The following is an 8,069-nucleotide window of genomic DNA, read 5'->3' as shown; positions in this document are numbered from 1 at the left end:
GTGCCGTGGGCGCGAAGACCGCATTCATTGCCCCGGGATCACCTTGGGAGAACGGCTACTGCGAGAGCTTCAACGCCCGCTTCCGGGATGAGTTACTAAACGGCGAGGTCTTCACCACGCTGCGTGAAGCACAGATCCTCATCGAACGCTGGCGTCGCCACTACAACACGGTTAGGCCCCACAGCGCCTTAGGATACCGGCCCCCAGCGCCCAAAAGCATCGTCCTGATAGACCAAAGGCCGACGATGCATTAACATTCAAATTGGACCACTCGATGGGGGCACATCACTGCGCGGTCTTTTGGTCGCTTGAGCCGAAATAGTTGATCATGCCAGCATTGGCGACGAACGACTGCCAACCCTCACCATAGATACGCTCAAGTTGGCTGAGGTCCTGCACAATACCCCAAAGCTGCATGCCGAACCCTGCCATGAGGCCATAAGCCTGTTCGACCATATTCAGGCGTCCAAGCGCAGCAAATTCATCCAAGACAAACAGCACAGGCTTTTCTGGTTTCTCTTCGATATTACGGGCGTTTACCGTCAAGGCTTGCTGAACCAGCAGACGCAGCCAGCGACCAAAGGTGTTCATGCGATCCGCAGGCAGCACCAGATAAATCGTCATGGGCTTGGTTTTCAAATCCTCAAACTTGAAGCTCGATGTCATCATGTTGTCGCGCAGCCGCTTGCTGTCCAGAAAATGTGTGTGCGCCTGTGCCGAGGCCAAAACGTTGGCCAGCAGTTTGGCTTCTTTTTGACCGCTACGCGCACCCGTACTTTTGACAATGGGGAAAGAGGACTTTTCCATTTTCTTGAACAGCTTGGTCAGATCGTCCGCATTCTCATTGAGAAGTTCGCGAACGCGCCCCAGATGACGGTTGCCATCTTCATCTGGACTATACGCCACGTAGGCAATCAAGCCTTGCAGCAAAGCTTTGGATTCTTCGTCCCAAAAGCTGTCAGAGTGATTATTCCTCATGACCAAAGCATCCGCCATGATCATGGTATTTTCTGACATGTCGATATCGCGCAGGTCCAGCCAATCCATTGGATTGAAAGTTGCCTGCTCCACACCTTCAATATCGACGATGCCCCATGGATTGACCACATAAACCTCTTGCCCCATTTCCATGCGGCGCTTGGCGGTGATCATGGCGTTTTCGCCTTTGGGATCGATGACCAGCATTGACCCTTCATAGGTCAGCAAATTGGTGATGATCTGGGTTGTCCCTTTCCCTGAACGGGTGGGTGCAACGGTCAGCAAGTGGCGGTCGCTTTTGTAAGACACCCAATCAAGATCACCATCCTCATTCATGGCTTTGCCGATGCGAATGCCATCTGTGCCATAGAGGTTATTCTCCTGAAGATCATCTTTGGTGGCCCAGCGGCTTGACCCAAAGGTGTCGGGCATCTTGAAGGCATTTGCAGTGACACCGCCCAGCCAAAAGGCCAGCCCGATGCCAAAGGCAATGATGGCCAGCAGAAGCGCTGCGTTCCAGCCGATGAAGTTGTTTGCGAAGATGGCTGCCAACACCAGCACAGCGGCGATGACATAGGCGACAACTTTCCGAAATCCGGCTGAATATGGAGAGAGAAGCCAGCCGATCAGGAAGCCTGCACCAAAGGATGCGGCTACCATGACGATACGGACCACGGTCATGCCGTAGTAGTAGACGAACTCATTCATGTGGTGGGGTCTCCTTGTAGTAACCATCTTTGAAAGACGACCTTTCAGAGATGCAGTTGGGGCTAAATGAACCTTCTGAAGCGATTATTGCGTGGCTCCCAGGCGGATGCCGAGCCAAAGGCCCAAACAAGAAATTGCGATCATGATGAGAATGTCAGTGGCGGAGAAACTGCGCCCTTGGATGACCAAGGCCATCAAGATTGGCGACCACAGACCGAGAACCAGAAACGACACACCAGCCACAATCGGAGCTTGAAAAGCATAGGCTGCGAACAAATTCCCTAGGCCAGACAGCGGCACGATCACGACCAACATGCGTTGCCACCAGTTCGGAAAGGCAGCGTAGAAAGAGGCCAACAGGTCTTTGGCGACGTGGCCGCCGATGACCAAAGTTGCCGTTTGAAACAGGACGAGCGCCATCGCGACCGCCCCGATGGTTGTCAGGTGCAGCATGAGTTTCACCACGAGTTTTGAGGGGAGGACGGTAGCCCCACTACAGAAGTGCGGGACTACCAAGGACGGCTTGGTTTAGCCGTGAATTTTCCCGTCGGGAGTTTGAACTTTGCCGCCCCCGATGTTGGTGCCTTGAACGACTGTACCACCAACGTTGACGTGGCCAGTGCCGCCAGTGATGCGCGGCTCGTTTGGGATCGGGATGGGTGTTCCAGTGCCTTTATTGTCGCTCATGATGCTGAGCCTCCGTGTGCAACACGGTCAGCCGAAATGACTGCCGATGCCACAGGGATATAGCGGGAGATTCGCCGTCAGTCAATAGGTAGAAGTTACGTAACTAACCGTTTGCTTTTCGCTGCCGATAGCGACGCATCCGCTCCCTTGCTTGACTGCGCGCCCGTTCCGCAAGCTCCTCGTCAGAGAACACAGGCTTGCTGCCACCTTTGCTGTGATTGCCTCCGCCACCTTTCCCTTGCGCAGCTGGGATTAACTCCCTCAAACTCTCAGGAAATCCACCTTTCATCAGCATCCCGTACAGAGATTTATCAAGCTGCTTCAGCGTGGCTCTGGTTAAACCCTTGCCAAAAAACGCGGCATAATGTTCACGGGTGAATTGTTCAGCCGTTTGGCTTTTGTCTTCTCGATCTTTGTAGAGCATCGGGGCTTTCGGTGGTAAATCTACCTGCGGCAATTCCCGAGTTAAGTTCTTGAAAAGCTCTGAGAGAAGGTTCTGGCGATCCTCTCCGCTAATGCCCACGGCATCTATTCGGTCATTAATTTGATCTTCTAAGTCGGCAATAAGTCTATTCTTCAAATCCCACTTAGGGTAACAATGCTTACCTTTTTTGTCAACGTATAGTGTGGGATGCCAACTCAATGCGGGGTTCGATAAAGAGATTTCTGTAACCGTGTTTTTTTGCGATTTCATAACGGATAAAGCCCCTTCTTGTAGGCATCAAAGGAAGCGATGTTTGATTCATCATGCGCCTTCACCAGAGTCCTTGCGAGAACATGCAATCCCCCCTTAACGCCAGAGTCTCGATCATCTTGCTCAACTATAAAATTGTTGAGGTCATTGATTTGTGGATAACCTGGATAAATCTCAGGATTTTCATGATCTCTTAGAAGGTAATCAATTTGCTGCCTAATCATCGAAATGATAAGTGGATTATCTTTGATACGACCACCGATTATAATTTTCGCAGGGGAGACACTCAAAACGACGTTGGCGAGCATCTGGGCAATATAGAAAGCGATACGAGACACCTTCGACGTGTCCGTGCATGCGCTGAACTTTTCCGAGTGCATTCCTGGCCAACGTTTCTTTATTGCGTCTAGTGACGCCAAACTATTCAAGCAAGGACGTTCAGGGTGCGTCGAGTTTTTTAGACGCTCGAGTGTTTCATCGTCTTCATCTACTGGAATGACGGCATGATGTCCGACATTCATTGTAGATAGGCCATGGAATGGCTCTCCCTCAACTATCAGTGCCGCGTCAATTGTATAATCCGCTACAACATACAGATGATTGCCTAGCTGTTTGTAAAGCACCCCACGTGAATTTGAACGCTTGATGAGGTCACCATAAGCGTGAAGGTATTCACCTACTGCTGTCGCGCCTGCTTGGTTGTGTATGTAAATTTCGACATCTTTTGCTTCATCTCCAAGTTCCCTTAAGAGGTGCTTTCGGAACATCGTGATTGCATTTTTTTCCCGCCAACAACGAACTTCCGCGTTCCATCCAATTTCACCGTACAAGTGGCTCTTCTTGTCAATGGTTCGAAAAGGGCCGGGACAAATCAGAACAATAGCTCTGATCTTTTCGCGCTCCCCTAGAAGACTACTTATTCCTAACGCTGCTGACTTTAGGTCTGCGTCCATCTTTTCTTCATCTGGGACGCTATCCGCAACAGGAACGCGATCAATACGTTCGCCGCTCGTGGCGTTGTCGTGTCGTACAGCATAAATAACATCGTCAGATGCGAAGTATGCTGACGCGATAACTAACTGTTTTTCTTTTGACATGTTTCTCTCATCCGCGGTCAACACCTAGCTATCACTTGTTGACTTTTAGCGCCAGTAGATTGGCAACGGTTATCCCAACAGTCGCGCTGCTTGGGTGCTTAGAGAGACAGATCAAGGCCGCGCTCCCTCCGCCGTGTGGGCTGCATTGAAGCCTTCTTTGGCTTGATTGCTTGCCGAATGTCAGAAGCGAGAAAACGTCGCTCCTCTTGATGTTTGCGCCGCATCTTTTGAACTTGCTTTTGCAGAGACTTGCGCTCTTTCATCTGTTCCTTGGTCAACAGGTCACGCTGCCTTTGATCCCGACGTGCAGCATCCATAGCTTCCATTTCATTGCGTTTCTGGACAGCTTTGTGAGCACCCGTCAGACGATCAAATAGGCCTCGTAGACCCTTGTTGAGACGACCAGATCGTGCCTTCGTCTCCTCGACCCACCGCTGTTCTTGAGCTTGCTTAAGCCGTTTCCGCTCTTCACGATGTGCCAGAGCCATTTCACGTTGTTTATCGCGCAACGGAGCGAGGTCATGGCGCTGACGATCTTTGATGTCGCTGATAAAACCACGCATTTGGTCCGTAATCTTGGAGTGAATGTTGGGTTGCGCCTCATCGACAGAGGGCAAGTTTTCGGGCGAGCCGAGCTTGGCGTTCACATCTTTCGCTTTCAGGCCTGTCCACTTTGCAATGGAATGCACATTGCCATCGACATCCAAGGCGACGAACCCGCGACGATCACCACGAGCGAGGAAATACCCGCGATCCTCAAGGGCATTCTTGAAGCCGATCTGACTATCGCATCGTTCCCATGCTTGCTGAAACGCCTGTTTAACCTCACGCGGGTCAAGGCCCTGACGTTTTGTAGCCTGCCACTCTTCAAGTGTGAAGTTCAAAGGGGATTTGTTGCCGTAGGTCGCCAGCCCGTCAGGTAACGTCCAGCCATGATCCAAAAACAAATCGCGCGACAAGTCACGCAATGCCAGCTTAAACCGCCCCAAGTGGATAGCCTTCAACTCATCCACATCAATACATGACCACACCACATGGGCATGACGGCGACCTTCTTTTTCGTGCACAACGACAGCACGGGGCTGGCCATCCAGCCCCAACGCTTGTTCCGCACGGTCTGCGGCATCAAGGAACTCCTCTTCTGTCCCGACATGATCCTGTGGAGGATTGAGGCTCAATGAGAACATGAACTTCTTGCACTGGGTTGCTTTGGAAATCGCATGCATCTCAGCGAGCGCACCATGAAGGTCGTTGGTTGAAAACCCACGCAAATCCAAGCAGGTAACGTGATCATTGTCGCGATCATTCATCAAATGATCGGCTAGCGCCTTTGCACCCGACCTTTGAGAGCCTTTGAGGATCATGATTTCACCCCCAAGGCTTCCATCAATGTTGCCCGCATCCAAGCCACTTCGGCAACGGCCCGTTTGAGATCTTCCTCTAGTTCAGGATCGACGATCAATGTGCCTTGGTTCAGGTGTTTGGCGATTTGATTGAGATTGTTGGCCTGTCGTGTTTGTCCCAGCCGTGCCAACACCTCAGCAAGAAGCTGTTGCTCCGCAACAGGTGGTTTCCGCCGCTTCCGATATTTAGGAGCTTCAGCGGCAAAAACCACGGACTTGATATAGGACGCCAGCGGCATTGCCCCAGCCTGAGACTCAAGCTGGGTTCGTTCCTCTGGTGTCAGTCTTAACGAGAACGGTGCGAGGCGGCTCATGGGCGTGGTCCTCGCAGGATATCCTTGTCATCCTTGAGGATATCATTCCAGCGTTCAAGCTCCTGAAAAACCTCTTCCAGATTGGGGTTCTCTTGTTCGTCAGTTGAGTTTGAGCAAACTCCATCTGACCGCACCATTTTACATTTCGATGTAAATCTCGACAAATCTGAAATGTTATAGTGGCTTTTGGAGCTTGCTAGCCGTTTTCGCAATCGCATGCCGATGGGAACGGCCATCTTGCGTGTCGCACACACCCGTGCTCCGCCATCGTTGGAGTTCATCAGGCACCCTCCTGCTTGCGCAGCTGGATCCTGTTTACGGCCAACCTCGTCTTTGGTGAATGCCCAGGCGTCTTCGTCGACGCCAAAAGGGCGACCGCGCGGTTCGACCGCCTTATCCACCATTGCGGTTTTGTTGAAACTGGCAGACGGAACTGGTGCTTCAGAGCCCGCGATGAGACGGTATAGCGCTGGCCCGATAGGGTGAAGGCGACATGGGTTCGGGCCATCTGCGGGTGTGTACGAGAGTGAGGGATGCCCAAAGCGGCCAAGAGCCGTGGTCAGAGCGGATGTTCCTCATGTCGTCCTGCGTGATGGCGAAAGAGCACCGGGTGGGCGTTGGGGGGACGCTCTCCCACACTGCCGAGACATGCGAGCAGGCGTGTCGCTCTGATCACACCGGAATGGCACACCAGAACCGGCAAGGTGGGACCGGCGGCGGCGCAACAATCACGGATCGCTGCATGGACGCGCAGGATCATGTCGCGCCAGCCATCGCCGCCGTCGGGCGTCTCCTCTCGGGGGGGCAATTGGGTAAGCGGGCGTCCTTCGAAGACGCCCCAGTCGCGTTCTCGTAGCCCCGCATGCGGTGTTGCGACAAGATCGGGAAAGCCAAGCCGGGCGGTTTCCTTAGCGCGCGCCATCGGGCTGCAGAACACTGTAATCGGTTCTTCCCAGGTCAACGTGGCCAGGCTGCGGGCCTGGCTGCGGCCATGGTCTGTCAGCGCGACGTCCAGGCGACCGGCGATGATGCTGTCGCGGTTGGCCGTCGTCTCGCCATGGCGGATCAGGCAGATCGTGCGCGGGGGGAGGGGGGGCAGATCTTCCATCACAATGTCACCGTCTCATGCAGGAAAACCTGCGCCTCAAAGCCATTTTCCACCAGGTATTCCTCTGGCAAGGTGCAGAAAGCCGGGGCAAACCGCGTCGCACCGAGACGCCGGATCATGGCGATTTGATCCGACAACGGCGGGTGGACGTTCCAGCGGCGGAAAGAGCCGCCCTCAACGGTTTCGACACCACGGGCATGGGCGGTCATATGTCCGGTGAAAACCACATGCGCGTCGCGACCCAACCGCCCGCTTTCACGCCACGCACGGACATAGGCCCAGGCGGCCCCGCCGTCGGCATTGGGCGTGTCGCAGATCAGAAACCGCGCCTCGTCCAGCGGGCCGCGCTCCAGCAACGGGGCGATTTCCTGTGCGCGATCCGCGACACCGCCAGAGGCAAGTGCGGCGCGCAATGTCATGCAGCATTCCGGGTCCAGCAAAACCGCCTCTGGTCCGAAGCGGCGCATCAGATGCAGCGCGAGTTCGCCGGCGCGCCCCGAGGGCGGCACGGGAAACAGGACCTGACCGGGCAATGTGTCGATCAGCGCGTCAAGGTCGGCGAGGCGTTGGGATTGAGGCACATTGCTCAGGTGATAGGAGCAGTCGATGATCGCGGTGGCCGCCTTGGGTGGCAGATCAAAGGCGAACCATGCGCTTTCCTCCGACCAATCGCCCGAATAAAACAGCCCCTCACCCAGATCAAAATGGAACCACACGCCGCCAAGCGCGTGCCCATTGAGGCCGGTGGTCAGGCGAATGCCGTCGATCAGCGTCTCGCCGCGCTCTGGCAGCTCGATCACCTGCGCTGATGGGGGCAGGGCCTGTGCGGTACGGCGGGTGGCGTAGATCGGCAGACCTGCCTCTACCGCGTAGGCCGCGCCGCCGATGTGGTCGATATGGTCGTGTGTTACAAAGACCGCATCGACGCCGTCGAGCCAGCTGGGGTCGAATTTCGCATTGGCCTCGGGACCAAACCCGCAATCCAGCAACCAGCGCTGACGCCCGGTGTCCAGGCGCATGGCGGCGGGGCCCTTGTCTCCGATGCCGGAGAGAACGGTAATGGTGCTCATGTGTGTCTCC

General features: G+C 54.5%; 12 protein-coding genes. 2 read left to right on the top strand and 10 right to left on the bottom strand.

Annotation, left to right across the window (positions count from 1 at the left end):
- The coding region (locus CLV89_RS07940) for an integrase core domain-containing protein (RefSeq protein WP_133166708.1) at positions 1-254 on the top strand (254 nt) is incomplete at its 5' end.
- A 31-nt stretch (positions 255-285) separates the two neighbouring features.
- On the opposite strand, the gene CLV89_RS07935 is transcribed toward CLV89_RS07940, so the two are convergent.
- The 8 genes from CLV89_RS07935 to CLV89_RS22580 all read right to left on the bottom strand — a co-directional run bounded on the left by CLV89_RS07935 (position 286) and on the right by CLV89_RS22580 (position 6,162).
- Positions 286-1,686 carry a type IV secretory system conjugative DNA transfer family protein gene (locus tag CLV89_RS07935; RefSeq protein WP_165798104.1) on the bottom strand — a complete coding sequence of 467 codons (1,401 nt, stop codon included), beginning with the start codon at positions 1,684-1,686 and terminating at the stop codon, positions 286-288.
- Positions 1,687-1,770: 84 nt separating this feature from the next.
- Positions 1,771-2,139 carry a hypothetical protein gene (locus tag CLV89_RS07930; protein ID WP_106163090.1) on the bottom strand — a complete coding sequence of 123 codons (369 nt, stop codon included), beginning with the start codon at positions 2,137-2,139 and terminating at the stop codon, positions 1,771-1,773.
- Between the two features lie 75 nt (positions 2,140-2,214).
- A complete protein-coding gene (locus CLV89_RS22585) occupies positions 2,215-2,373 on the bottom strand; it encodes a hypothetical protein (RefSeq protein ID WP_165798103.1) in 159 nt (52 codons plus the stop codon).
- Positions 2,374-2,476: 103 nt separating this feature from the next.
- Positions 2,477-3,067, bottom strand: a complete 591-nt coding sequence (locus CLV89_RS07925) for a hypothetical protein (protein ID WP_133166707.1) — start codon at positions 3,065-3,067, stop codon at positions 2,477-2,479.
- Positions 3,064-4,164 carry an ROK family protein gene (locus tag CLV89_RS07920; protein ID WP_106163088.1) on the bottom strand — a complete coding sequence of 367 codons (1,101 nt, stop codon included), beginning with the start codon at positions 4,162-4,164 and terminating at the stop codon, positions 3,064-3,066. The genes CLV89_RS07925 and CLV89_RS07920 overlap by 4 nt, the downstream gene beginning before the upstream one ends.
- Positions 4,165-4,262: 98 nt before the next feature.
- A complete protein-coding gene (locus tag CLV89_RS07915; RefSeq protein ID WP_110684121.1) occupies positions 4,263-5,528 on the bottom strand; it encodes a relaxase/mobilization nuclease domain-containing protein in 1,266 nt (421 codons plus the stop codon).
- Positions 5,525-5,881 (bottom strand): plasmid mobilization relaxosome protein MobC, encoded by a 357-nt coding sequence (gene mobC, locus CLV89_RS07910; RefSeq protein WP_243394964.1) that lies wholly within the window; start codon positions 5,879-5,881, stop codon positions 5,525-5,527. The genes CLV89_RS07915 and mobC overlap by 4 nt, the downstream gene beginning before the upstream one ends.
- Positions 5,878-6,162, bottom strand: a complete 285-nt coding sequence (locus CLV89_RS22580) for a hypothetical protein (protein WP_243394963.1) — start codon at positions 6,160-6,162, stop codon at positions 5,878-5,880. The genes mobC and CLV89_RS22580 overlap by 4 nt, the downstream gene beginning before the upstream one ends.
- 15 nt (positions 6,163-6,177) lie before the next feature.
- Between CLV89_RS22580 and CLV89_RS23210 the strand changes: the two genes are divergently transcribed.
- Entirely contained in the window at positions 6,178-6,348 is a 171-nt protein-coding gene (locus CLV89_RS23210; protein ID WP_417816443.1) for an ATP-binding protein, read from the top strand.
- A gap of 92 nt (positions 6,349-6,440) precedes the next feature.
- Here CLV89_RS23210 and CLV89_RS07900 read toward each other — a convergent pair whose 3' ends face one another.
- Both CLV89_RS07900 and CLV89_RS07895 read right to left on the bottom strand, forming a co-directional pair.
- Positions 6,441-6,989 (bottom strand): histidine phosphatase family protein, encoded by a 549-nt coding sequence (locus tag CLV89_RS07900; protein ID WP_106163084.1) that lies wholly within the window; start codon positions 6,987-6,989, stop codon positions 6,441-6,443.
- Positions 6,989-8,059 (bottom strand): MBL fold metallo-hydrolase, encoded by a 1,071-nt coding sequence (locus CLV89_RS07895; RefSeq protein WP_106163083.1) that lies wholly within the window; start codon positions 8,057-8,059, stop codon positions 6,989-6,991. Before CLV89_RS07895 ends, CLV89_RS07900 begins: the two co-directional genes overlap by 1 nt.
- Between the last annotated feature and the right edge of the window lie 10 nt (positions 8,060-8,069).

It is taken from the genome of Tritonibacter scottomollicae (assembly GCF_003003215.1).
In the GTDB taxonomy this organism is placed as follows: domain Bacteria; phylum Pseudomonadota; class Alphaproteobacteria; order Rhodobacterales; family Rhodobacteraceae; genus Epibacterium; species Epibacterium scottomollicae.
Note: the sequence above shows the minus strand (reverse complement) of the source record. Positions and strands in the feature narration are given on the sequence as shown.